Source organism: Pseudomonas sp. RW409 (assembly GCF_003184125.1).
Lineage (GTDB): Bacteria > Pseudomonadota > Gammaproteobacteria > Pseudomonadales > Pseudomonadaceae > Aquipseudomonas > Aquipseudomonas chlororaphis_I.
In genome coordinates, this window is sequence record NZ_QHHP01000042.1 from 706,282 (window position 1) to 730,499 (window position 24,218).

Consider the following 24,218-nt stretch of genomic DNA (forward strand, 5'->3'; position numbering starts at 1 on the left):
GCCAGCACAAGGCTGGCTCTAGCTTTCGAGGTCGAATCAGGAAGCGTCTGCGGCCATTTCGGCGTCATGGGCGATCAGCGAAACGAGGGCGTTCTGCTGGCGATGGGAAAGTTGACGGAAACGTTGAAGCAGTTCGCGTTCATGCAAGGAGAGCTCTGGGCTGTCCAGGCGCATGCTCAACTCTTCACCCAAGGCGCCTTCCTGAATAAGACTCTGCTCCAGGCGCGCGATGATTTCGGAGTTCATGCTGCGGTGATGATTGCGTGCCACCTCGGCAATGCGTTCACGCATCCCGTCGGGTAGACGTACGACGAACTTGTCAGCCGTACGGCTGGAATAAATTGCCTGTTTCAATGGGCGCATATATTTAACCGGTTAGTTCAGGGGAGCGGTTCTCGGAGTTGGCCGCGGGATGTCAGTTAGGACAAGCGTTGCTGCCAAATGTTCAACCTGAATTGTTAAGAGGCCCGCATCATGCCTCAAAATAGCCAGATCCTTGGCGTCAATTCTGTGACAAATATTGAACTGGATAAAGGCGTTATGCCAGCACCAATTATCAGAAATGCGGACTGGTTTGAAAAGATTGCCTGTCCGCCTATCTGCCCGCGTCCTGGTGTCCGAGAGCTGGCACGCTTGTGCGTCGCCAGACGGGCTTGCATGCGGATCCGATCATTGTTTCCTACCTTGTACAGGATAGTGGCAAATTGCCGATTTACTAGGCTGCGAGCGCCATGGAGTCTTTGAATGCCAGGCAGACTGATTTATTTGATGGGGCCTTCCGGGTCTGGCAAGGACAGCCTGATCGAGGCTGCGCGCCGGCCTTTGGCGCAGTTCGGCTGCGATGTGGTGCGGCGGGTGATCACCCGTTCCGCGGAATCCGTGGGGGAAGAAGCCCATGGGGTAAGCGCTGACGAGTTCGAACGCCTGGAGCGGCAGGACGCCTTTGCCTTGTGCTGGCGGGCGAATGGCCTGGCCTACGGAATTCCCGTGCAGATCGACGAATGGCTGGCCAGTGGGCGTCATGTCCTGATCAATGGCTCCAGGGCTTACCTGGATCAGGCTCGCCAGCGTTATCCGCAGCTTTTGGCGATTCTGTTGACGGTGGACATCGACGTGCTGCGGCAAAGGCTGACGAGTCGCGGTCGCGAAAGTGCGGAGCAGATCGAGGCGAGGCTCAAGAGAAGCGCTCTTTTTTCCGCTGAGGACGGACCTGTGCTGGGAGAGTCCGTGTTTTTTCTGGACAACTCAAGCGAGCTGTCCGTGACGCTTGAGCGTTTTCTGAAGCTATTGAGAGATCAGGGGATCAGCGCAGTACCGGGTCGAACTTGATTTTGCGTCCCAACACCAGTGCTAGCAGGAACAAGCCGGAAAAAACGCCACAAGCAATCAAGGACACATCACCCACGGCCTTTTCAGTGGTGAAGCAACCCAGTGTGGCGCTGAGTACTGCCAGGATGAGAAGGCCTTTGGCAAGTCGGGACATTAACAGGCTCCTGATAGGGTCATATTCAAAATACCCAGCTTTCGGGTCTTGGGTTGGCAGGTAGAACAACGGCTTCCGGGGTATCGGCGACCTGCGCCATACCAGGATTCTCCGATGTGCTGCTCATCACAGCCCATTGCGGGGCCTGGTGTTGCACGGAGTGGGCCCTGTACTGGGTACTCTGATCAGCGCTGTCATCAGGCTGAAAGTGGAAGATCACCAGTACGGCGATGGCAATGGCATTCGATAGAAGAAGGGCGCTGTTCATGGGCTTGATCTCCACTGTTCTTTCATAGAGATGAAGCAGCGCTCATGCCAAGAGTCTAACCTCTAATAAACCCTTTAAAAACAATGAATTAATAGGGTTTTTAGAAGGCAGGAGATTGCATTTTGCAATGATGGCTTTTTGCAGTGATGCAATTTTCACGACGGCTCTGGCAAGTTGCCTGATGGCTAGAGGTAGCCACCGGTTAAAAAGCCCTACTCACAACATGACAAAATCAGGGCTGGCCGTTAACATGCACGCCGTCCTTTGCGCCGCAGCAGTATCCGCGGTGGTCAATTTGTCCCAGTAGCTCAATTGGATAGAGCATCCCCCTCCTAAGGGGAAGGTTGGCAGTTCGAACCTGCCCTGGGACACCATCTACTTCCGGGCTTTCAGGCCAAACGTGGTTCTCGCCCTTATTTCGCAGCAGCGGCTACGTTTGTGCACACAGTTCTCGATGCTGTGGAGTCATCCATGATTGTCATTGCTGGAAAAAACAATATTTCGGTATTTGGCCTGGAACAGGCTCTGCAACAATTTTCGCCTGACGAAATTGCCGTGGTCTGCAACCGTAACGACACGGGTGTCGACGGTTGGCAACGTTCGTTGCGGGCGGCGGCGCTGAAATATGGCGTACGTGAGATCAGCCTGGAGACGGCTTACGAACTAGCATCCGTTGCGTTCATTTCCCTGGAGTTCGACCGGATCGTCGTGCCTGAGCGCTTCTCCATCAGTCGCGTGTTCAACATTCATTTCTCGAAGCTGCCGGAATACAAGGGCATGTTTACCTCGGTCTGGCCGTTGCTGGAGTCCAGGGCAGAAGCGGGTGTGACCCTGCATTTCATCGACCGGGGTATCGACACCGGGGACATCGTCGCGCAACAGGTATTCCCGATCCTGTGCTGGTGGACCTGTCGCGATCTGTATTTCGCCTTTAATCAGCATGCCGGCCAGTTGCTGGAGCAGTGGTTTGCCACGTTGGTCGATGGGGACCTCGGAGCAGAGCCACAGAGTGCGGTGGGGTCCAGCTACTTCTCAAAGGACGCCATCGATTATGGGGCGTTGAGAATCGATCCGCTGTCGACGGCCTGGGCACTACGCAATCAGATCAGGGCGTTCGCCTTTCGTGAATATCAGTTCTTGCGCTGGGAAGGAAAGCCGGTGGTCTCGGCGACGATTCTGCCTGGGCGTTCACAATTCAAGGCCGGGACCCTGATCAACGCAACCGAGGATTATGTCGAGCTCTGCACCATCGATTACGACATCCGGCTGAATTTTGATCGATTGCCGGAGATGCTCAAGGCTTGTGAGTTGGGTGATCTGGAGGCGGTGATGGCGCTGCAGGCCAATATTGCCGGTTACAACGATGCCAACTCGCAAGGCTGGACGCCGCTGATCGTCGCCAGTTATGCGGGCGCCTATGAGGTGGTTGACTGGCTGTTGCAGCAAGGGGCCGACCCGGAGCGGAGCAACAACAAAGGCACGACGCCCTTGATGTATGCCAAGGACGCCTACCTGGCCGGGCGTTGTCGTAGAACCTTTCCGTTATTGCTGCGCAGGGGCGCTAGGCTGGAGGCTGTCGATCATTCCGGTCGGGCACTCGCCGACTATGTGACGAACGAGCAGTTCGCTCAGTTGCGAGGCGCTATCTAGACACCTCGCAACAGGCGCATCAGCGGGCTGTGAACTGGTTGATGGCGGTGGCAATGTGTTGCTGTTGTTCCTGGCTCAATGTCGGATAGATCGGCAATGACAGGATCGAGTCATGCAGCGGGGGCCGGGACACCTTGGAGGTCCTGGCCAGATCGCTGTAGGCCCGCTGCTCGGTAATCGCCAGCGGATAGTGAACCAGGCATTGGATGCCACGTTCGGCCAGATACGCCTTCAGTTGATCGCGCCATGGGCAGGTAATGACATACAGGTGCCAGACATGGGCGCTTGCTGTCGTGACCGAAGGCAGAGTGATGCCTGGGTGCCGGATGTGTTCGCTGTAGTAGCGGGCGACGCTGCGTCGACGGGCAGTATCGCTGTCTAGATGCGCTAGTTTCACCCCCAGCATCGCGGCCTGGATTTCATCGAGGCGGCTGTTCACCCCTTGATAATCGTGCTGGTACTTGATGCGTGAGCCGTAGTTGCCCAGCGCCCGGACCAGGGCTGCCAGCTCGGCGTCGTTGGTGGTGATGGCGCCGCCGTCGCCCAGGGCACCGAGGTTCTTCCCGGGGTAGAAGCTGAACGCCGCGGCATCGCCCCAGTTGCCGGCCTTGCGCCCGGCCAGTTCAGCGCCATGGGCCTGGGCGGCATCTTCAAGCACCAGCAGGCCATGTTTGTGGGCCAGCGCCATGATCTGTGGCATCGGCGACAGCTGGCCATAAAGATGCACTGGCAGTATCACTCGGGTTTTGTCCGAGATGGCCCGTTCGACGGCCTCGATCTCCAGGTTGTGGGTGGCAGGGTCGACATCCACCAGGATCGGCGCCAGATCGTTTGCCAGAATGGCCGAGATAGTGGCGATAAAGGTGTTGCTCTGCACTATCACTTCATCGCCGGCCTGAAGCTTGCCTTGCTCTTTCCAGGCACGCAGGATCAGGGTCAGGGCATCCAGGCCATTGGCGACGCCGATGGCATGGCGGCTGCCACAGTATTCGGCGAAGGCGGCCTCGAATTGCTCAAGCTCTCGCCCCATCAGGTACCAGCCGGAGTCGATCACGCGGCTGCAGGCGGCTTTGAGCTGATCGGCATATTCGTGATTGATGCCTTTCAAATCCAGAAACGGGATATTCATCATGTGAGTCATTGTCCGAGCATGTCCATGAACTGGGCATAATCTCGGACATAGTCGCCTTCTTCGTAGAGTTGATCGGCCAGAACCATCAGTACACAGTCTGGAGAGAAGTCATACATCTCACGCCAGATAAAGGATTCGATCAGCAGGCCCTGGCAAGGATTGTCCAGGGTGATGTCGATCTTTTCCCGGCCGTCGTCCAGCAGAAAACGGCACGAGCCGCGTACGGCGATTGCCACCTGCTTGAGGGTCTTATGGGCATGGTAGCCGCGGCGAACCCCTTCACCGGTATTGAACATGTAGTACACCCGCTTGACTGGGAAGGGGATGTTTTTCCCTTCTTCCAGGGCGATCAGCGAGCCACGGTCATCGCCGTGGGTCTGCAGCGGCAGAATGTGAATCTTCATCGCGTCTCCTTTTCGAGCCGTTTCGACAAATGCTGTTGCAGCCAGTTTTCAACGCTCTTGGCGTCGACCCGATAATTTCGGTAATACAGTTCCCTGGAGTCGGTCGAGCCTACCCGGTAAGCGATGTAGTCCATTTCGACGCCGACGACCGCCGCCAGGTTGGAAAAGCACGACAGCTCTGCGTATTCCTCGGCCATCCAGCACAGGGCGCGAGCGTTTTTCGAGGCGAAAATCAGATTGGTCCAGGCCGCCCCGGTGGGGCCGACTATGACTTCGGCATTGGCCATGATCGCCACCTGATGGTTGATGTCCTGTTCTTCCATGTACACGCAGGTAAACCCATAGGGTTCCAGCAGCTTGAGGATCTCGGCCTGGTTGTAGTGCCGAAGAAAGCCTTTGCGGGCCAGGAATACTCGTTTGGGGAGTTCACTGATGGGAATGTCATGGGCCAGATGCAGCGCCTTTTCCCGCAGGAAATGGATCGACTCCGGGCGGACGAAGCCGCTGCTGGCACTGTTCTGTGCCGCGCCTTTGAAGTTCGGGATCATATTGTTCGGGGCACTGATCAGCAGTAGGTCGGCCACCTGGTAACTGGTGATGTTTTCCAGGAGCACCAGCGGGCGGTCAACACCGATTGCCTCGATCAGGGCCTTGATCGAGGGAATGTTCTGGCTGCTCTTGGAGATCAGCAGTGGATAGTCCGCATAGTGCGGCGGCAGTTCGGCCACGAATTGCAGTTGCGACAACACTTCTACCGTCCAGTGGTAATAGTTCTGCTCGTTGCAGCCGCTGATCAGCAGGCCTTTTTTCAGCTCCACAGGCTTGCCGCTCCTGACCAGGGCCAAGCGCTGCCCATGGTAGATCAGGTGCGCAGCACTATAGTCGGCCTGCAGGGATTTCGCCGTGGGCACTCGCTCCAGCACCAATTGCCCGTCCGGCAGTATCACCGAGCGGGACACTGAACAGACTTGCCCCTGGCGGAAGTGGTAGAGAGCTATCTCGGGTAATTCCAGCGTGATCGCCGGTGTCGATTGATGGATGAATCGTGGCGGCTGGCTGGTGCCCGGTTGGCTCGGGCGAAAGACATGGACCTTGTGCTCGTCGCTTTCATCCAGCCAGCGCAAGGCCAGGCGCCGGGTATCCTGGCGTCGAAAAAACAGTCGATACAGCAGGTCGCTGATCAGTCCCGGCTTTCTGCACAGTCGTTCATAGCCCAGTTGCTCGAGGCGTTTGCCAATACGCTGGAACCATGGGAGCTGCGAGCTGATCTGCGCGCCATGGAACACTTCGACCTTTTGCTCATTGATGGCCAGCTTCTCAGTGAGCTGCGGATGGATCTCGCGGTAGTAATCGCTGGCGATGATGATCTTGTCGAAAGCCAGCGAACTCAATTGCTGAGGCGCGTGGATCAGTTTGCCGAACAGGCGCTGGCCCTGCTTCTGCTGGTTGTTATCGACGAAGCCGATCACCCGGTAGCGGCGGCGGTTGTACTTGTAGAAGTTGACCCCGCCGGCGCCGGTACCGAATATCAGCACCCGCGCTTTTTGTCCAAACCCTGTCGACACATTGACCTCGTCTTGCTGGTGCAGCCGGTGGTAGATCGTCACCCGAGCGGTTCGCCCGCTCGGTAAAGGCGGTGACGCTAGCCATTGTTATTGATGATGTTGCCCTTGATCTGGGCGATACCCTTGGCGTTCAGGTCGCGTCGGGTCCTTATCGGTTGCAGCTCGCCCTGGATTGCGGCGTTGATGGTATCAATCGCGGTCTTGCCGGTGTTACTCCGGGACTTGCCCAGCAGGTAGCGCAGCGACAGGCGGAACTGTTCCGATTCATTGGCCACCGGCCGCGTACCGTGCAAGGTGCAGTTGTGCCAGAGCCCGACGTAACCCGGTCCGCCCGTCAGCCGGTAATCCTGGCAGGCCATCTGCTGCCCCTGATCGTCGGCGTAGGTCCATTGGTCGTGTTCCTGATGTTCCAACTGATGAGGGAACAACGTGGCGCCAAAACGGTGAGTACCGGGCATCAGGTGCAGCGGTGAGTCGTTTTCGGTGACTTCGTGCAGGTACACATAGAGGGTCAGGAAGGTCGAAGGGTCGAGTTCCACCCGGCCCTGGGGCCAGTCGATGATGTCCTGGTGAAAGTCGATCCCGCGGAAGTAGGTGATGTCGCGAAAGGGCTTTTTGATGTACGGCCCCAGGTTCGCCACATTCACATCGCGGATCTTTTCCCGTACCCAGTCCGGCAGCCATGAGTCCGGTACGCCGCACACCGCTTTCTTGATCACCACTTCATAGTCGGCGCCGAGCACTTCATCGAGCACCGCGCTGAGGCGCGGATCCTGCTCGATGAACTGCAGCTGCGGCTCGAAGGCATTGAGGAAGTTGAAGGTCTTGTTCGGGTTGGCGTTGAGGTGGTTTTCCTGGGCCAGGTATTCAGCCTCGTCCATGAACAGCCCGGCCCCGAAGGCCCGTGCGGCGACCATCTCGCGGTACAGCGCCTGCGTGCGGTCAGCGTCCAGGATCTCGCCAAAGATGTGGGCGCCCTGGTCGATGAGGTTTTGGATACAGGTTTGCATGTTGCGCTCGTTTTGACTGTTGCTGTCTGTCTGCAAGGTATCGGCGTGGCTGGCCTGAAGTTGATGCCGCCCGGCTGATATTCCCGATGGAATTTGCCGCAACCGGGGCTGGCGGGCGGCGCGAGCAAGGATATCGAAGGCTTTTGGCAACTATCTATAAGGGAACGCCAGAATCGGCCGATAACCATCATGGATGTTGTTGCAGGTCAAATGGCGGGGCCATGGACCGAGTGCCCGGTGAGAGCAGACGGGCGCTTTTGCGGGTTGATGTAGAATGCATTGATGGCCTGTGGCCATTATCGTTGTCCGGGTGCAACAAAGGTGACGACCTTGAGCGTGTCCTGCTGTTGCCGCGGGCTTCATCTTTTTTACGGGTCTGGAATCTTCGATGCTGGCGTACCACCAAAAAAGCTTTTTGATCGTCGATGATTTCTCGGATTTCCGCAGTTCTGTCCGGTCCATGCTGCGTGAGCTGGGCGTCAAGGACGTGGACACTGCCGATACAGGCGAGCAGGCGCTGCGCATGTGTGCGCAAAAGCGCTATGACTTCATCCTGCAGGATTACCACCTGGGCGACGGCAAGAAGAACGGCCAGCAGGTGCTCGAAGACCTGATGACCGACAAGCTGATCAGTCATGAAAGCGTATTCCTGATGGTCACCGCCGAGACCAGCCAATCGATGGTGCTCAGCGCCCTCGAGCACGAGCCGGATGCCTATCTGACCAAGCCTTTCAACCGCTCCAGCCTGGCTCAGCGGCTGGAGCGGCTGCAGCAGCGCAAGTCGTTGCTCAAACCGATCCTGCAGGCGCTCGATCGCGGCAAGCCGCTCGAAGTGCTCAATGCCTGCATCGCCCTGTGCAAGCAGGATCCGCGCTATTCGCCGCTGTGCCTGCGCTACCGGGCCGATGCCCTGCGTGATATGAACCAGAACGAAGCATTGGAGCGGCTGTACGAGAGCATTCTGGCGGATCGCCCGTTGCCATGGGCCTATGTCGGCCTGGGGCGTCTGCTGTTCAAGCGTGGCCAGGTGACCCAGGCCAAGGCCATCTACGAAAAGGCCTTGAAAGCCTTTCCGATGATGCCGGCGCTCTACGATGGCATGGCCGAAGTGCTGCTTGCCGAAGGAGACTCCAAGCGTGCCCAGAGTGTGCTGGAGGAGGCCGTGCGCCTGTCGCCGCTGGCCGTGCGCCGGCAAGCGCTGCTGGGCAAGCTGGCGATGACCAACGAAGACTTCGAGACCGCCTCCAGGGCCTATCGCCAGGCGGTATCGCAAGGTGCGCAATCGCGTTTCAAGGACCCGGAAAGCAACCTTGGCCTGGCGCACGCGCTGATCAGCAAGGGCAGTGAAAGGGGTCTGGATACCCGCACGCGCCTGGAAATCAACAGCACCCTGAGTGCGGTGGCCAAGGAAAACCCCAGCGATCCGGGGTTGCAGATTCGCGCCCGCCTGATGAAGGCCACCAGCCTGTTGCTCAACGATGCTGAAACGGCGGAAAAGCTCACCGAGCAGGCGATGTTGCGCCTGGACGGGATGGAACAGTTCATGAGCCCGGAAGCGGCGCTGCTGGTGGCCAAGCAACTGCAGATGCTGGGACAGGCCGATGCCGGCGCGTCGATGCTGAAAAACTGTGCGGAAATCTACGGCGACGACCCGAAGGTGATGGAGGGTATCGCCAAGCTCACCGATGACCCGGCGATCCTCAACTCCGCCAACGCCGCGGCGGACATGAACCGCCAGGGTGTGCGCAGTTACAAGGCTGGCGCCCTGGGCGAGGCCCGGGACCTGTTCCGCCGGGCCCTGGCCATGCAACCGAAGAACATCAGTATTGCCCTGAACATGGCGCAGTCGTTATTGCACGGCACTGACATCACCCAGGATACGGCGCTGCTGGAAGAGTGCCGGACCTGCCTGAAAATGGTCGGCCTGATGCCCGATACCGACGCGCGTTATCCGCGTTATCAGAAGCTGCGAAGCAAGGCGTTTGGCGAATGAATACCCACGAACAGGCTCTCGACTTTTCCACGGTGATCGCCTCTACCGTGCACGACATGAAGAATTCCCTGACCCTGCTCATGCAGGCCCATGCCCAGTGGCTGGCAAGATTGCCGCAGGCGCAGCAGGGCGCGCCGGAGCAGGGCGTGATGGAGTTCGAATTCGCCCACCTCAACGGCATGCTGGTGCAACTGCTGGGGCTCTACAAGCTGGGAGTCAACCAGTTGCCGGTGCAGCCGGGCTACCACGAACTGGATGACTTCATCGAAGCGCAGTTGGTCAGCCATCAGGATGTGTTCGCCAGTCGTGGCATTGCCGCGACCTATGAAGTCGATCCTTTGACCCCCCTGGGTTTTTTCGATCGGGAGCTGATCGCCTCGGTGCTGGCCAACTGCATCAACAACGCCATTCGTTATGCGCGCCATGCGCTGCTGGTCAGCGTGCACGATGAAGGCGGGCAGACGGTGCTGACCATCAATGACGATGGCGAGGGTTATCCGCAGCAGATGATCGATAACCAGGCCGACTATGTGCAAGGTATCAATCACAGCAGCGGCAGCACCGGCCTGGGGCTGTACTTCGCCGGGCGCATTGCCGCGCTGCATCAGCGCAATGGTGTCTGCGGGCGTACCGAGATCCGTAATGGCGGGCCTCTGGGTGGTGGTGTGTTCAGTCTCTATCTGCCTTGAAACCGGCCTTGAAGCGGTTGCCGAGCTTGTAGGGGCTTCGCCGCATTTCGGTGGTGTCTCCGATCCCGAGGGCTTTTTGTTCGAGGCTGCTTGATATTCCGAACAGCCGGAGCCTATTTTGTACGGGTCGCCGTTCTCGGCTCGTACAACAACAAGGATTGAGTCATGACAACCGATGGCCGCAGTTCACTCGCACAGCGATTGACGGGCATTGACGAGATTGAATGTGTCACTCCGGATCTGAACGGCGTGCCACGGGGCAAGGTGATGACTGCCGAGGGTTTCCTCGAAGGGCGGCGTTTGCAGATGGCCCGCGGGGTGCTGCTGCAATGCATCATGGGTGGGTATCCACCCGCGCGTTTCTACGGCAGTGACGACGGCGACCTGGCGCTCAATGCCGACCCGCAACAGATTCATCGCCTGCCCTGGAGCTCGCAGCCGCGTGCGCTGGCGATTTGCGACGCGGACGAGTTGAGCGGCGAAAGCTCGCGCCTTTCCACCCGCGGCCAGCTCAAGGAGGTCATCGCGCGGTACGCCGCTCGCGGCCTGGCGCCAGTGGTGGCGACCGAGCTGGAATTCTTCGTGTTTGCGCCCAATACCGATCCGACCCAGCCTTTCCAGCCACCTATTGGCCTGGACGGTCGTCGCGAAGACGGGCATTCGGCGTTCAGTGTCAGCTCCAACAACGGCTTGCGGCCGTTCTTCAGTGAGGTCTACGCCTGCATGGCGGCCTTGGGCCTGCCGCGCGATACCTTCATGCATGAAATGGGCGTCAGCCAGTTTGAGATCAACCTGCTGCACGGCGATCCGCTGTTGCTGGCCGACCAGACCTTCCTGTTCAAGCACCTGCTCAAGGAAGTGGCGCTCAAGCATGGCCTGATCGTGGTGTGCATGGCCAAGCCACTGGCGCATACGCCGGGCAGTTCGATGCATATTCACCAGAGCCTGGTCGAGTCGGCCAGCGGGCGTAACGTGTTCAGCGACGAGGCCGGAGAGCCGACCGCGATGTTCCGCCACTTCATTGGCGGGCTGCAGGCGGGCATGGCGGATTTCACTGCGCTGTTCGCACCGAACGTCAACTCCTACCAGCGCCTGTGTCATCCTTACGCCTCGCCGAACAATGCCTGCTGGTCCCATGACAATCGGGCGGCGGGTCTGCGTATTCCGGCCAGCTCGCCGGTGGCGCGGCGGGTCGAGAACCGTTTGCCGGGCGCCGATGCCAACCCGTATCTGGCGATCGCTGCGAGCCTGGCGGCCGGTTTGCACGGCATCGAAAACGAGCTGGAACCGACGCCGGCGATTCAGGGTGAGTTTGCCGTGCCGGACAGTTTATCTTTGCCTTGTACCTTGCATGCCGCTCTCGAGCGTCTGAAACGTAGCCAGTTGGCCAAGGAATTGTTCGGCAATGAGTTCGTCGAAGGTTATGTCGCTTCGAAGACCATGGAGTTGACCAGTTTCTTTGATGAAATAACTCCCTGGGAGCGGCGCGTCTTGGCGGCCCAGGCTTAACCGAACCGTCGCAGTCGGGCCATCGTTCGGATGGCCCGGCACTCAATTCAAGGAGCCGCTCGGAACGCCGATGCGCCAAATCTGGAAATCCTTTCGAGCGCTTTATTTCGCCTCGCTGATGATGTTGATCGGCTCGGGCCTACTCAGTACCTACCTGGCGTTGCGCCTGGCCGCCGATCATGTCGACGGGTTATGGGTGGGTGCCTTGATGGCGGCCAACTACTTCGGCCTGGTGCTGGGTGGCAAAATCGGCCACCGCCTGATTGCCCGGGTCGGCCATATCCGGGCCTACGCCACCTGTGCCGGGATTGTCGGCGCGGCGGTGCTGGGGCACGGCCTGGTGGACTGGTTGCCGGCCTGGCTGGTGCTGCGGATGATCGTCGGCCTGGGCATGATGTGCCAGTACATGGTCATCGAAAGCTGGCTCAACGAGCAGGCCGACGCCAAGCAACGCGGGCTGGTGTTCAGCGGCTACATGATCGCCTCGTATCTGGGGTTGGTTTTGGGGCAGTTGATTCTGGTCATGCACCCGGCCCTCGGGCTTGAATTGCTGATGCTGGTGGCCCTGTGTTTTGCCCTGTGCCTGGTGCCGGTGGCCATGACCCGACGCATTCACCCGGCGCCTTTGCATCCGGCGCCCATGGAACCGCGCTTCTTTATCAAGCGCGTTCCGCAGTCGCTGAGCACGGTGCTCGGGTCGGGGCTGATTGTCGGTTCGTTCTATGGTCTGGCGCCGTTGTATGCCTCCCAGCAGGGCTTGAGTACCGAGCAGGTCGGCCTGTTCATGGGCAGCTGCATTTTTGCCGGGCTGGTGGTGCAGTGGCCGCTGGGGTGGCTGTCCGACCGTTATGACCGGGCCCTGCTGATTCGCTGCTTTGCCTGCTTCCTGGCGGTCGTGGCCTTGCCGTTGGCGATCCTGCCCCAGGTGCCGCTGGAGGTGCTGTTCGCCCTGGGGTTCCTCTGTTCGCTGGTGCAGTTCTGCCTGTACCCGTTGGCGGTGGCGTTTTCCAACGACCATGTCGAAGGCGATCGGCGGGTCTCGTTGACCGCGATGTTGCTGGTGACCTATGGCGTCGGGGCCAGTGTCGGGCCATTGGTGGCAGGGGTGCTGATGAAGTTGTTCGGCAGTCAGATGCTTTATGCGTTCTTCAGTTTTTTTGCCCTGGTACTGGTCTGGCGCATCCGGCCGAAAGCCGTGACCAACCTGCATCAGGTCGATGATGCGCCGCTGCATCACGTGGCGATGCCGGACAGTATGTCCAGTTCGCCATTGGTGGCCGCGCTCGATCCGCGGGTCGACGAGCAGGTGGTGCAGGATCAGATGCAGCAGAGCAGCACGCCGGAAGCCGAGCCCCCGGTCGCGAGCGAAGAAGCCATGGATGAGGTTGAGGATCCAGTGGTGAAACCGGAAGAGCCGGGGCCGGACCAGTTCAGTGGGGCCAGGCCCTAGAAACAAAAAACGGGCAGTCACCGCAAGGGGCTGCCCGTTTTTTTATCGACCTGCGAAACTCAGAGGTCGTCTTTGTCGAAGCGCCGGGCTTCGCGTTGCAACTGATAGACAAAGCGCTCGACCTGGCGTTGAACCAGGCCGCTCATGTTGTGGAAGCGCACGCCGGCGAAAGTCGTGTCGATCTTCTCTTCGTAGTGCAGATAACGCAGTTCCACCGGCGCGGTCATGCTGCCGAAGGGCAGGGCGGCGATAAAACGCTCGTAGACCTGGCCCAGTTGCAGGCGGCTGGAGATGTCACCGTCGAAGCGCAGCTTGCAGCCGGTGGCGGAGATATCCAGCAGTTTGCCGGCGATCGGCGCCTTGAGTTTTTCGCCACCCAGCTCGATGTTGACCAGTTGCGCCAGCTTCAGGGCTGCGCGAAAGGCATTGCGGCGCTGGTGATAGACCACCTCGTCCGGCAGGGTGCCGCGGTAGCAGCGTCCGCCATTGGATTCGTCGATGGTCGGGATGCCGTTGCTTTCCCAGGCGATGCGCACGCCTTCGTGAAAGCCTTCGACGCGAAAGGGTTCGCCGGCGAGCATGAAGCGTTCGCCATCGCGGGGGATCATTTCGTCCAGGGCCATCATGTTGCTGTCACGATCGACCTCGACCAGATAGCTTTGAAAGCGCTGGCTGCGTTCGTGGAAAGTGATGATCAGCGGGTCATGGCTGTCTTGCAGCAAGCGCAGCGTGGAGTTGATTTCCAAGGGGGTGGTGAGCACCTTGGGTGGCTGCGGCGCATCTTCTGCGTTTACGGCATTGAACACGGTTCATCAATCTCCAGACAAAATACGACTACACGCAAGTGCCGGCATTTTGCCAGCATGCTCCACGACTTGATAGGGCGCGCTCATCTCTGGGGTCAGGCCTGGCTAAGCGGGCGAGGCTTGGCCAGCTTGGCGGTTGAGCCGCGGGCATCATAGAGGGCTGGAGGCTCGCCACCGGTGAGGATCTTCAATTGATTGGCGGTGGTGGCCTGTTGAACCTGGATCGAGCGACCGTTGAGTTCGTTCGCCGCCTGGCAATCGGCAAGCATCTGGGTCAGCACATCGCTCTGGGTCAACAACTGCTCGCCAACCGAAGAATGGCTGGCCAGTTGTTCCAGGCCGGCACGGCTGGCGGGAAGATTCAGGCTGGCAAGGATTTCGCTGCGTTTGCGGCCATGCTGCTCGAGCAAAATGATCAGGGCTTGCTTCTGCGCAAGAATCTCTTCCAGCAGCGGCATGTCGCGACCGTGCAGGGCGAGGGATTCGGTGCGCAGCAATTCCAGCAATTGTTGAGCTGGAGCAAAGTCGTCAGTGATCAGTTGCAGCAAATTAGTGTCGTGCATGTATGGCCTTGGGTTTTAAGCGTCCAAAAAACTGGCGCAGGCCTTATTGGCTAGCGCTGGGCTTCGAAATTGAGCAGTTTGCTGGCTACACGGTTGCTGTCGACTTTATAGCTGCCATCGGCAATCGCTTGCTTCAACTCGGCCACGCGGGCGTTGTCGACGGCAGGCTGGTCGCGCAGCTTGTCAGTGATCTTCTGCAACTGTTGAGCCTCATTGCTGAGGTGTACCGACTCCCCGCTGGTGCTGGCCTGTTCGGCCGGAGCGTTCAGCGGCGCGGATTTGTCGGCGTCGCCGGTTTCCTTGCTGGCGCTGGTGCGCGTGCTACCGGTGAGTGAGGGAGAGCTGTTTAAACGGCTGAAATCGATGACCATGGTAAAAAACCTCTGGGTATTTGGACGCTTGACTTGTTTTCGGCAATACCCCGGAAAACTTTAGGCTTCAAATATCGATAAGCCCGCACGCGCCGCTATTGCCCTGCATGGGCCACAGTTTAGGGGGCAAGAGTGCGCAGCGCCAGTCGTCTACATCGCGACTTCCACCTGTCCCGGCGCGGTGATCCGCGCTTTGATGACCCGTTGTGAATTGAGGTTCTTGACCCGTATCTGCTCGCTCATGCCGCCATTGGACAAGGCTTCACCCGGCATTTTCACGTTCAGCGTGCCGCTGCGGGCGGAGATCACCACCTGATCGCCCTTGCGCACCACTTCCGCCTGTTCCAGGTGAACCAGGGTGACGAGCTGGTCGGCGACCATTGGTCGGACAAGCTTCTGCCCGATGGCCTGGTCCACCGAGGTCAGATAACCCTGGTTGATCTGGCCGATATCGCGCTCGCGCAGCATCACGTCTTCGGGGCTGATGATGCCGGCGCGCTTGAGTGGCCGGGTGGTGGTCACCACTTCGCGGAACAGCTTGACCTGGGCGGGCACGAACACGGTCCAGGGCGAGGCGCCGTCGCAACGCACACGAACGGTTACGCGTCCCAGCGGTTGCGCCGGGCTTTCCAAGGTCGCTGTCAATTCCTTGTCGCAGTGCGGCATGCGCAGCCGCGGGTCGAGCTGATTGACCTGGATCTCGTAGCGCCCCGGGGTTTGACTGGTGGCTAAATAGTCTTCTACGGTGAATTCAAGAAACCCCTGAGTGACGCCGATAAGTAGATCAGGCAGGGTTACCGAGTCAGCAACGGCAGGATGGCCAGGGTTTACAAAAAACAAAGCCGACAGCCCGTACAGCAATCTGCGGTAGTTTGATGTCAGGCGTCGGGAAAATGTCGTTTTGGCGTTCATAACAGTTAAAAAGCAAGCGCCGTGCCGTTTAGCGATGAGCGCGCGTCGGAACTTAAGCTTTGGGGAGTCTGGGCATGGCTGGTGTAATGGATTCGGTGAACCAGCGCACGCAACTGGTAGGGCAGAATCGCCTTGAGCTGCTGTTGTTCCGTCTCGATGGGCAGCAACTCTATGGGATCAACGTGTTCAAGGTTCGGGAGGTACTGCAATGCCCCAAACTGACGTTGATGCCCAAATCCAGTCCTGTGGTGTGCGGTGTCGCGAATATTCGAGGGGCGACCATTCCGATCCTGGACCTGGCAATGGCCACCGGTTCAGGCGGGTTGCAGGATCTGAGCAACCCCTTTGTCATCATCACTGAGTACAACACCAAGACCCAGGGGTTTCTGGTGCGGTCGGTCGAGCGCATCGTCAACATGAACTGGGAAGAGATCCATCCGCCACCCAAGGGGACGGGGCGCGATCACTACCTGACGGCGGTGACGCGGGTCGACAATCAGTTGGTGGAAATCATCGACGTCGAGAAGGTGCTGGCCGAGGTCGCGCCGACACCCGAGACCATTTCGGTGGGCGTGGTGGATGTCGAGACTCAGCACAAGGCGGTTTCGCTGCGGGTGCTGACGGTCGATGACTCGTCGGTGGCGCGCAAGCAGGTCACGCGTTGCCTGCAGACCGTGGGGGTCGAAGTGGTGGCCCTGAACGACGGCCGACAGGCGCTGGATTACCTGCGCAAGCTGGTCGACGAGGGCAAGAAACCTGAAGAAGAGTTTCTGATGATGATCTCCGACATCGAGATGCCGGAGATGGACGGCTACACCCTCACGGCCGAAATACGCAACGATCCACGCATGCAAAAGCTGCACATCATCCTGCATACTTCGTTGTCAGGTGTATTCAATCAGGCGATGGTGAAGAAGGTCGGTGCCGATGACTTCCTTGCCAAGTTTCGTCCTGATGACCTGGCATCCCGGGTTGTCGACCGGATCAAAGCAGCAGATAACAGCTAGGGATATCCATCCCCGGCGGTCATACGATTTAAGAGGCGGCATCATTGTCTACGGGTAATTTGGATTTCGAACAGTTCCGGGTGTTCCTGGAAAAAGCCTGTGGGATCTTGCTGGGCGAGAACAAGCAATATCTGGTGTCGAGCCGTCTCAACAAGCTGATGGAACAGCAAGGCATCAAATCCCTCGGGGAGCTGGTTCAGCGCATCCAGAGCCAGCCGCGCAGCGGTTTGCGAGAGATGGTGGTCGACGCCATGACCACCAACGAGACCCTGTGGTTTCGCGATACCTATCCATTCGAGGTGTTGAAGAACAAGGTCCTGCCGGAGGCGATCAAGGCCAGTCCCAACCAGCGCTTGCGCATCTGGTCAGCGGCCTGTTCCTCGGGCCAGGAGCCCTATTCGTTGTCCATGTCGATCGACGAGTTCGAGAAGGCCAACATGGGGCAACTGAAGATGGGGGTGCAGATCGTTGCCACTGACCTGTCCGGGACCATGTTGAACAACTGTAAGACCGGCGAGTACGACAGCCTGGCGATCGGTCGCGGTTTGTCGGCCGACCGCCTGCAGCGCTATTTCGACCCCAAGGGGCCGGGGCGCTGGGTGGTCAAGGCGCCGATCAAGAGCCGGGTCGAGTTCCGCTCGTTCAACCTGCTGGACAGCTATGCCAGCCTGGGCAAATTCGACGTAGTGTTCTGCCGCAATGTGCTGATCTACTTCTCCGCCGAGGTGAAGAAGGACATCCTGATGCGCATTCACAGCACCCTGAAACCGGGTGGTTACCTGTTTCTCGGGGCGTCCGAAGCGCTCAATGGATTGCCCGACCACTATCAGATGGTCCAGTGCAGCCCTGGGATCATTTACCAGGCGAAGTAGGATTGTCGCTGTTGAAAAGAGAGGCCTTTGGGCCTCTTTTTTTGTGCCTGCGATTCCTTCTGTGGCGCAGGGCGGCAACCGTTGCATTGCCGCTTTGCTGACGTTTCGCGGAAATGCCTTGCCGCTTTTCTGGCATTGCCGCTTTGCCGCTGCCCGCAAAGCCTTGATTTACGGGGTTCGAGCACTTGGCACGCGGCTTGCTATGTCCAGCTTACGAAAAATCTGGTCGAAGGTTTCCCGACATGAGCATCAGCTTCGATAAAGCGCTCGGCATTCATGAACAGGCTCTTGGCTTTCGCGCCAAGCGTGCCGAGGTGCTGGCCAACAACATCGCCAACGCCGACACCCCGAACTACAAGGCTCGGGATCTGGACTTCTCCGCCGTGCTCGCCGAGCAGAATGAGAAAGCCAAGAGCGGCACCTTTGCCCTGAACATGACCAACAGCCGGCACATCGAAGCTGAAGGCCTGAGCAGCGGCGACGAGTCGCTGCTGTATCGCACGCCGATGCAACCATCGATCGACCAGAACACCGTGGATGCCCAACTGGAACAGTCGAACTACGCCGAGAACTCGGTGAACTTCCAGGCCAGCTTCACGCTGCTCAACAGCAAATTCAAAGGGCTGGTGTCAGCCCTGCGCGGAGAGTAATCCATGTCCCTCGCCAGTGTTTTCAATATTGCCGGTAGTGGCATGAGTGCCCAGACCACTCGCTTGAACACCGTCGCCAGTAACATCGCCAACGCCGAGACGGTCTCCTCGAGCATCGACCAGACCTACCGTGCGCGCCACCCGGTGTTCGCCACCATGTTCCAGGGCGCGCAAAGCGGCGGCAGCCAGTCGCTGTTCCAGAACCAGGACGCGGCCGGTCAGGGCGTCCAGGTGCTGGGTGTGGTCGAGGACCAGAGCAATCTCGAGGCGCGTTACGAGCCTAACCATCCGGCCGCCGACGCCAAGGGGTATGTCTACTACCCCAACGTCAACGTGGTGGAAGAAATGGCCGACATGATTTCCGCCAGCCGCTCGTTCCAGACCAACGCGGAAATGATGAACACCGCCAAAACCATGATGCAGAAGGTCCTGACCCTCGGTCAGTGATAAGAGGCGACTCAGATGAGTGTTTCCGATAGCACCAGTGGCCTGACGCTCAAGGAGATCCTGGCGAACTCCTCGAAGAAGACCCCGACCACCAGCAATGATGGCCTGGCGGCGGCCACCAACAGCGTCAAGGGTAAAAACGAGCTGGGCAAGGACGCGTTCCTGAAGCTGCTGGTGACCCAGCTGAAAAACCAGAACCCGCTGGACCCGCAGGACAACAGCGAGTTCGTTGCCCAGTTGGCGCAGTTCTCCACCCTGGAAGGGATCACCACCCTCAATACCTCGGTGAACTCCATCACTGGCAGCTACAAGTCGTCCCAGGCCCTGCAGGCTTCGTCCCTGGTGGGGCGTTCGGTGATCGTCCAGGCCGGTACCACCCAGGTCGACACCACCAAGAGCATGACCGGTTCGGTGACGGTTCCGGCCAGCGTCAGCGGTCTGAAGGTGACCATCACTGACAAGGATGGCAAGGAGGTCAAGACCCTCGACCTGGGCAGTCAGAAGGCCGGCAGCACCAGCTTCGTCTGGGACGGCACCAAGACCGACGGCACCAAGGCCGATCCGGGCAATTACACCTTCAAGGCCAGCACAACGATCGATGGCAAGGCGACCGACCTGGTCACCTACCTGCCAGCGACGGTCAACAGCGTCACCATCAGCCAGACCGGCGGTGAGCTGATGTTGAACCTCGCAGGACTGAGCAGCCCCGTGGCGCTCTCCAAAGTTCAAACCATTGGTATCTAGAGCCGACTAACGCGGCACAAGGAGTGGAATATGTCTTTTAATATCGGCCTTAGCGGTCTCTACGCTGCCAACAAGCAACTGGACGTGACCGGCAACAACATCGCCAACGTGGCGACCGCCGGCTTCAAATCGTCGCGTGCCGAATTCGCCGACGTCTACTCGGCCACCAAGCTGGGCACCGGCAGCAAGACCATCGGTAATGGCGTGCGTCTGGCCAACGTTTCCCAGCAGTTCGGCCAGGGTGACGTGAACAACACCGGCAACGTACTGGACATGGGTATCCAGGGTTCGGGTTTCTTTGTGCTGAGCGACAACGGCTCGCTGACCTATACCCGCGCCGGTACCTTCAAGACCGACAAGGACGGCTACATCACCAACACCGATGGCACTGCCCGTCTGCAAGGTTATGCGGTCGATGCCAATGGCAAGATCGTCAACGGCGTGCTGACCGACCTGCGCATCGACACCTCGAACCTGTCGCCGAAGGCCACCAGCTCGGTGTCCTCGACCATCAACCTGAACTCCACCGCGCCGGTCATCGACCAGAGCGTGACAGGTTTTGCCTTCGATCCGACCAAGGTGGAAACCTACACCAAGCAGTTCAGCACACCGATCTATGACAGCCAGGGCAACGAGCACAAGCTGGACCAGTACATGGTGAAAACCGGTGCCAACACCTGGAAGACCTACACCCTGGTCGATGGTCGTAACCTCGATGGTTCCGCTCCGACCACCACCGGTGCTACCGCTCCAGTCGCATCGACCATGAATTTCGACTCCGCCGGCAAACTGGTTTCGGTCATCACGCCGCCTGCCACTACGCCTAATCCGGGCAACAACCTGACCCTGGCGGGCTGGGTGCCTGGCACTGTGACCAACGGTACGTGGAAGGCCAACGGTGCCAGCGCCAATCCCGGTGGCGTGACCATCTCCATGACCAGCACCACTCAGTTCAACGCCGATACCGCGCGTTCGCTGCCGGTGCAGGACGGCTACGCCACTGGCCAGATCACCAACCTGACCATCGACGGCACCGGTACCCTGTTCGCCAACTTCAGCAACAGCCAGAACAAGGCCATCGGGCAGATCTCCCTGGCCAGCTTCACCAACGAACAAGGCCTGCAGCCGGTAGGCGGCACCAGTTGGAGAGAAACCTACGCTTCGGGTGTGCCGGGCTACGATGCTCCTCAGACCGGTACCCTGGGTTCGATCGTGTCCAACTCCCTGGAAGAGTCGAACGTCAACCTGACCAACGAGCTGGTGGACCTGATCAAGGCCCAGAGCAACTACCAGGCGAACGCCAAGACCATCTCCACCCAGAGCACCATCATGCAGACCATTATTCAGATGACCTGATAATGGCTGGCTGACAGCGCTTGAAAAAAAGCCCCTCATCGCAGGGGCTTTTTTGTGCCCGCAAGCTTCATCGACCACGACCCGCTTTTGTAGGAGCGAAGCTTGCTCGCGATGAGCCATTGACGCGCAGATAGGGCGTCAGCCGATAGCGGCTGCCGAGGCTGCGGGCCGTGCTCGGACGCAATCTCGCGAGCCCGTCGCGGCTGCGGAGAATGGGTGGGGCGGTTTTTCCCCAGGCAAAAGAAAACCCCCGGCAGGCAGGGCCTGTCGGGGGTTCGGATAAGCGCCGGGGAGGCGCCTATCGGCTCAGCTTATTGGCAAGCTTCGCAATCCGGCTCGTCGATGGCGCAAGCCTTCGGCACTGGAGCAGGACCGGCTGGAGCGGCCAGGACCGAGTCGTCACCGTGGTTGCCGCCGCTGGAAACAGCGTTCAGCTTGCCGGTGTTGATGGTCGACTTCTCGGTGCTGGTCGCGGCCAGGGCACGGAGGTAGTAAGTGGTTTTCAGGCCACGGTACCAGGCCATGCGGTAGGTCACGTCGAGCTTTTTGCCCGAAGCGCCGGCGATGTAGAGGTTTAGCGACTGAGCCTGGTCGATCCACTTCTGGCGACGGCTGGCGGCATCGACGATCCACTTGGTTTCCACTTCGAAGGCAGTCGCGTAGAGCTCCTTGAGTTCTTGCGGGATGCGCTCGATCTGCTGCACGGAACCGTCGTAGTACTTCAGGTCGTTGATCATGACCGAGTCCCACAGGCCGCGAGCCTTGAGGTCGCGAACCAGGTATGGGTTGATCACGGTGAATTCGCCCGACAGGTTCGATTTCACATACAGGTTCTGGTAGGTCGGTTCGATCGACTGCGACACGCCGGTGATGTTGGCGATGGTCGCGGTCGGAGCGATGGCCATGATGTTGGAGTTACGAATGCCTTTCTGTACACGGGCGCGCACTGGTGCCCAGTCCAGGGTTTCGTTCAGGTCGACATCGATGTACTTCTGGCCACGGGCTTCGATCAGGATCTGTTGCGAATCCAGCGGCAGGATGCCTTTGGACCACAGCGAACCCTGGAACGTCTCGTAGGCGCCACGCTCGTCGGCCAGGTCGCAGGAAGCCTGGATCGCGTAGAAGCTCACCGCTTCCATGGACTTGTCGGCGAAGTCGACGGCAGCATCGGAACCGTAAGGGATGTGCTGCAGGTACAGCGCGTCCTGGAAGCCCATGATGCCCAGTCCGACCGGACGGTGCTTGAAGTTGGAGTTCTTCGCCTGCGGTACCGAGTAGTAGTTGATGTCGATCACGTTATCGAGCATGCGCACGGCGGTGTTCACGGTGCGTTGCAGCTTGGCGGTGTCCAGCTTGCCGTCGACGATGTGGTTCGGCAGGTTGATCGAGCCCAGGTTGCAAACGGCGATCTCGTCCTTGTTGGTGTTCAAGGTGATCTCGGTGCACAGGTTCGAGCTGTGGACCACGCCCACGTGCTGCTGCGGGCTGCGCAGGTTGCACGGGTCCTTGAAGGTCAGCCAAGGGTGGCCGGTTTCGAACAGCATGGACAGCATCTTGCGCCACAGGTCTTTGGCCTGGATGGTCTTGAACAGCTTGATCTTGCCGTATTCGCACAGGGCTTCGTAGTACTCGTAGCGCTCTTCGAAGGCCTTGCCGGTCAGGTCGTGCAGGTCCGGCACTTCCGATGGCGAGAACAGGGTCCACTTGCCGTCATCGAAGACGCGCTTCATGAACAGGTCAGGGATCCAGTTGGCGGTGTTCATGTCGTGGGTACGACGACGATCGTCACCGGTGTTCTTGCGCAGCTCGATGAACTCTTCGATGTCCATGTGCCAGGTTTCCAGGTAGGCACATACAGCGCCTTTGCGCTTACCACCCTGGTTCACGGCTACGGCGGTGTCGTTGACCACTTTCAGGAACGGCACGACGCCCTGGGATTTACCGTTGGTGCCCTTGATGTAGGAGCCCAGCGCACGCACCGGAGTCCAGTCGTTGCCCAGGCCGCCGGCGAATTTCGACAGCATGGCGTTGTCGTGGATGGCGCCGTAGATGCCCGACAGGTCGTCCGGCACGGTGGTCAGGTAGCAGCTCGACAGCTGTGGACGCAGGGTACCGGCGTTGAACAGGGTCGGAGTCGAAGCCATGTAGTCGAAGGACGACAGCAGGTTGTAGAACTCGATGGCACGGTCTTCTCTCTGCTTCTCTTCGATCGCCAGGCCCATGGCCACGCGCATGAAGAAGATCTGCGGCAGTTCGAAACGCACGCCGTCCTTGTGGATGAAGTAGCGGTCGTACAGGGTCTGCAGGCCCAGGTAGGTGAACTGCTGGTCGCGCTCGTGGTTGATCGCCTTGCCGAGTTTTTCCAGGTCGAAGTCGGCCAGCACAGGGTTCAGCAGTTCGAACTCGATACCTTTGGCGACGTAGGCCGGCAGTGCCTTGGCGTACAGGTCGGCCATCTCGTGGTGAGTGGCGCTCTCGGCCACTTCCAGGAAGCTCAGGCCTTCGGCGCGCAGGGTGTCCATCAGCAGGCGGGCGGTCACGAACGAGTAGTTCGGCTCGCGCTCTACCAGGGTGCGCGCGGTCATCACCAGGGCGGTGTTGACGTCCTTGAGCGCTACGCCGTCGTAAAGGTTCTTCAGGGTTTCGCGCTGGATCAGGTCGCCGTCGACTTCTTCCAGGCCTTCGCAGGCTTCGGTGACGATGGTGTTCAGGCGGCCTATGTCCAGAGGCGCGAAGCTGCCGTCGGTGCGGGTGATGCGGATCGACGGGTGAGCCTGCACCGGCTCTTCGCTTGGCGTGCGGGTGGCGCGCTCCTTGGCGCGCGAGTCACGGTAGATCACGTAGTCGCGGGCAACTTTCTGCTCGCCGGCACGCATCAGGGCCAGTTCGACCTGGTCCTGGATCTCTTCGATGTGGATGGTGCCGCCCGAAGGCATGCGACGCTTGAAGGTGGCGGTGACCTGCTCGGTCAGGCGAGCGACGGTGTCGTGGATTCGCGACGAAGCGGCAGCGGTGCCGCCTTCAACTGCGAGAAACGCTTTGGTGATGGCGACGGTGATTTTGTCATCGGTGTAAGGAACGACAGTGCCGTTACGCTTGATCACTCGCAGTTGGCCAGGCGCGGTGGCAGACAGATCCAGGTTGGAATCGGCAGCCTGCGGCGCTTTGGCCTGCGGGTTCTCGCGAGTTGTGTCGGTTTGCATGGGTGTCTCCACGTTCTCTATGTTTGTTTGGGCACCCTTTGGGTGCCCACCGTTCCGTCCTGAAGCACTACAACCGGCGCACGCCGGGCATAACGACTTCGGGACAGTTCAGGAAGGGGGGCTGTTGGCGCCGC

Annotated in this window: 24 protein-coding genes and 1 tRNA gene; 13 read left to right on the forward strand and 12 right to left on the reverse strand. The window is 59.4% G+C overall.

Annotation, left to right across the window (positions count from 1 at the left end; genetic code table 11):
• Nucleotides 1-36 precede the first annotated feature (36 nt).
• Nucleotides 37-363, reverse strand: a complete 327-nt coding sequence (locus tag DK261_RS30245) for an Arc family DNA-binding protein (protein ID WP_003178899.1) — start codon at nt 361-363, stop codon at nt 37-39.
• Nucleotides 364-744: 381 nt separating this feature from the next.
• Here DK261_RS30245 and phnN point away from each other — a divergent pair, with 381 nt between their 5' ends.
• The gene (phnN, locus tag DK261_RS30255) at nt 745-1,329 is read left to right on the forward strand and encodes a phosphonate metabolism protein/1,5-bisphosphokinase (PRPP-forming) PhnN (protein ID WP_009050317.1); all 585 of its coding nucleotides are present in this window, start codon (nt 745-747) and stop codon (nt 1,327-1,329) included.
• On the opposite strand, the gene DK261_RS30260 is transcribed toward phnN, so the two are convergent.
• Both DK261_RS30260 and DK261_RS30265 read right to left on the reverse strand, forming a co-directional pair.
• Nucleotides 1,304-1,483 (reverse strand): PA3371 family protein, encoded by a 180-nt coding sequence (locus tag DK261_RS30260; RefSeq protein WP_009050316.1) that lies wholly within the window; start codon nt 1,481-1,483, stop codon nt 1,304-1,306. The two genes, phnN and DK261_RS30260, sit on opposite strands and share 26 nt — an antisense overlap.
• Nucleotides 1,484-1,508: 25 nt before the next feature.
• The gene (locus DK261_RS30265) at nt 1,509-1,751 is read right to left on the reverse strand and encodes a hypothetical protein (RefSeq protein WP_110177513.1); all 243 of its coding nucleotides are present in this window, start codon (nt 1,749-1,751) and stop codon (nt 1,509-1,511) included.
• A gap of 297 nt (nt 1,752-2,048) precedes the next feature.
• Here DK261_RS30265 and DK261_RS30270 point away from each other — a divergent pair.
• Together DK261_RS30270 and DK261_RS30275 are read left to right on the forward strand one after the other, a co-directional pair.
• Nucleotides 2,049-2,125 (forward strand) — tRNA-Arg (locus DK261_RS30270).
• 97 nt (nt 2,126-2,222) lie between these two features.
• Nucleotides 2,223-3,401, forward strand: coding sequence for an ankyrin repeat domain-containing protein (locus DK261_RS30275; RefSeq protein WP_110177275.1), 1,179 nt, complete (start codon nt 2,223-2,225; stop codon nt 3,399-3,401).
• Between the two features lie 19 nt (nt 3,402-3,420).
• Here DK261_RS30275 and DK261_RS30280 read toward each other — a convergent pair whose 3' ends face one another.
• The 4 genes from DK261_RS30280 to DK261_RS30295 form a co-directional block, all read right to left on the reverse strand.
• Complete coding sequence (locus DK261_RS30280) at nt 3,421-4,542, reverse strand: DegT/DnrJ/EryC1/StrS aminotransferase family protein (RefSeq protein WP_041989066.1); 1,122 nt, start codon at nt 4,540-4,542, stop codon at nt 3,421-3,423.
• On the reverse strand, nt 4,539-4,937 hold the full coding sequence (locus DK261_RS30285) for an FdtA/QdtA family cupin domain-containing protein (protein WP_007921600.1): 399 nt from the start codon (nt 4,935-4,937) through the stop codon (nt 4,539-4,541). Before DK261_RS30285 ends, DK261_RS30280 begins: the two co-directional genes overlap by 4 nt.
• Entirely contained in the window at nt 4,934-6,502 is a 1,569-nt protein-coding gene (locus DK261_RS30290; RefSeq protein WP_110177515.1) for a glycosyltransferase family 61 protein, read from the reverse strand. The genes DK261_RS30285 and DK261_RS30290 overlap by 4 nt, the downstream gene beginning before the upstream one ends.
• 77 nt (nt 6,503-6,579) lie before the next feature.
• Nucleotides 6,580-7,512 carry a phytanoyl-CoA dioxygenase family protein gene (locus tag DK261_RS30295; RefSeq protein WP_009050311.1) on the reverse strand — a complete coding sequence of 311 codons (933 nt, stop codon included), beginning with the start codon at nt 7,510-7,512 and terminating at the stop codon, nt 6,580-6,582.
• A 388-nt stretch (nt 7,513-7,900) separates the two neighbouring features.
• Here DK261_RS30295 and DK261_RS30300 point away from each other — a divergent pair, with 388 nt between their 5' ends.
• The 4 genes from DK261_RS30300 to DK261_RS30315 all read left to right on the forward strand — a co-directional run bounded on the left by DK261_RS30300 (nt 7,901) and on the right by DK261_RS30315 (nt 13,153).
• Nucleotides 7,901-9,505 carry a tetratricopeptide repeat-containing response regulator gene (locus tag DK261_RS30300; RefSeq protein ID WP_009050310.1) on the forward strand — a complete coding sequence of 535 codons (1,605 nt, stop codon included), beginning with the start codon at nt 7,901-7,903 and terminating at the stop codon, nt 9,503-9,505.
• Nucleotides 9,502-10,194: a sensor histidine kinase KdpD gene (locus DK261_RS30305; protein WP_110177277.1), complete on the forward strand. Its 693-nt coding sequence runs from the start codon at nt 9,502-9,504 to the stop codon at nt 10,192-10,194. The genes DK261_RS30300 and DK261_RS30305 overlap by 4 nt, the downstream gene beginning before the upstream one ends.
• Before the next feature lie 267 nt (nt 10,195-10,461).
• Nucleotides 10,462-11,703, forward strand: a complete 1,242-nt coding sequence (locus DK261_RS30310; RefSeq protein WP_173477455.1) for a glutamine synthetase family protein — start codon at nt 10,462-10,464, stop codon at nt 11,701-11,703.
• 70 nt (nt 11,704-11,773) lie between these two features.
• Nucleotides 11,774-13,153 (forward strand): MFS transporter, encoded by a 1,380-nt coding sequence (locus tag DK261_RS30315; protein ID WP_009050307.1) that lies wholly within the window; start codon nt 11,774-11,776, stop codon nt 13,151-13,153.
• Nucleotides 13,154-13,212: 59 nt separating this feature from the next.
• Here DK261_RS30315 and DK261_RS30320 read toward each other — a convergent pair whose 3' ends face one another.
• The 4 genes from DK261_RS30320 to flgA form a co-directional block, all read right to left on the reverse strand.
• Complete coding sequence (locus DK261_RS30320) at nt 13,213-13,959, reverse strand: flagellar brake protein (RefSeq protein WP_009050306.1); 747 nt, start codon at nt 13,957-13,959, stop codon at nt 13,213-13,215.
• Between the two features lie 95 nt (nt 13,960-14,054).
• Nucleotides 14,055-14,522, reverse strand: coding sequence for a flagella synthesis protein FlgN (locus DK261_RS30325; RefSeq protein ID WP_009050305.1), 468 nt, complete (start codon nt 14,520-14,522; stop codon nt 14,055-14,057).
• A 50-nt stretch (nt 14,523-14,572) separates the two neighbouring features.
• The gene (gene flgM, locus DK261_RS30330; protein ID WP_009045139.1) at nt 14,573-14,893 is read right to left on the reverse strand and encodes a flagellar biosynthesis anti-sigma factor FlgM; all 321 of its coding nucleotides are present in this window, start codon (nt 14,891-14,893) and stop codon (nt 14,573-14,575) included.
• A 150-nt stretch (nt 14,894-15,043) separates the two neighbouring features.
• Nucleotides 15,044-15,805: a flagellar basal body P-ring formation chaperone FlgA gene (gene flgA, locus DK261_RS30335; protein ID WP_028683154.1), complete on the reverse strand. Its 762-nt coding sequence runs from the start codon at nt 15,803-15,805 to the stop codon at nt 15,044-15,046.
• 74 nt (nt 15,806-15,879) lie between these two features.
• On the opposite strand from flgA, the gene DK261_RS30340 reads away from it, so the two are divergent.
• The 6 genes from DK261_RS30340 (at nt 15,880) to flgE (ending at nt 20,881) form a co-directional block, all read left to right on the forward strand.
• Nucleotides 15,880-16,812, forward strand: a complete 933-nt coding sequence (locus DK261_RS30340; protein WP_007921626.1) for a chemotaxis protein CheV — start codon at nt 15,880-15,882, stop codon at nt 16,810-16,812.
• A 44-nt stretch (nt 16,813-16,856) separates the two neighbouring features.
• The gene (gene cheR / locus DK261_RS30345; protein ID WP_009050303.1) at nt 16,857-17,684 is read left to right on the forward strand and encodes a protein-glutamate O-methyltransferase CheR; all 828 of its coding nucleotides are present in this window, start codon (nt 16,857-16,859) and stop codon (nt 17,682-17,684) included.
• Between the two features lie 242 nt (nt 17,685-17,926).
• Nucleotides 17,927-18,334, forward strand: coding sequence for a flagellar basal body rod protein FlgB (gene flgB, locus DK261_RS30350; RefSeq protein WP_009050302.1), 408 nt, complete (start codon nt 17,927-17,929; stop codon nt 18,332-18,334).
• Between the two features lie 3 nt (nt 18,335-18,337).
• Entirely contained in the window at nt 18,338-18,781 is a 444-nt protein-coding gene (gene flgC / locus DK261_RS30355) for a flagellar basal body rod protein FlgC (RefSeq protein ID WP_009050301.1), read from the forward strand.
• A 15-nt stretch (nt 18,782-18,796) separates the two neighbouring features.
• Entirely contained in the window at nt 18,797-19,525 is a 729-nt protein-coding gene (flgD, locus tag DK261_RS30360; protein WP_009050300.1) for a flagellar hook assembly protein FlgD, read from the forward strand.
• 30 nt (nt 19,526-19,555) lie between these two features.
• On the forward strand, nt 19,556-20,881 hold the full coding sequence (gene flgE, locus DK261_RS30365) for a flagellar hook protein FlgE (protein ID WP_009050299.1): 1,326 nt from the start codon (nt 19,556-19,558) through the stop codon (nt 20,879-20,881).
• A gap of 311 nt (nt 20,882-21,192) precedes the next feature.
• Here the strand turns inward: flgE and DK261_RS30370 are convergent, their stop codons facing one another.
• On the reverse strand, nt 21,193-24,084 hold the full coding sequence (locus tag DK261_RS30370; RefSeq protein ID WP_110177279.1) for a ribonucleoside-diphosphate reductase subunit alpha: 2,892 nt from the start codon (nt 24,082-24,084) through the stop codon (nt 21,193-21,195).
• Between the last annotated feature and the right edge of the window lie 134 nt (nt 24,085-24,218).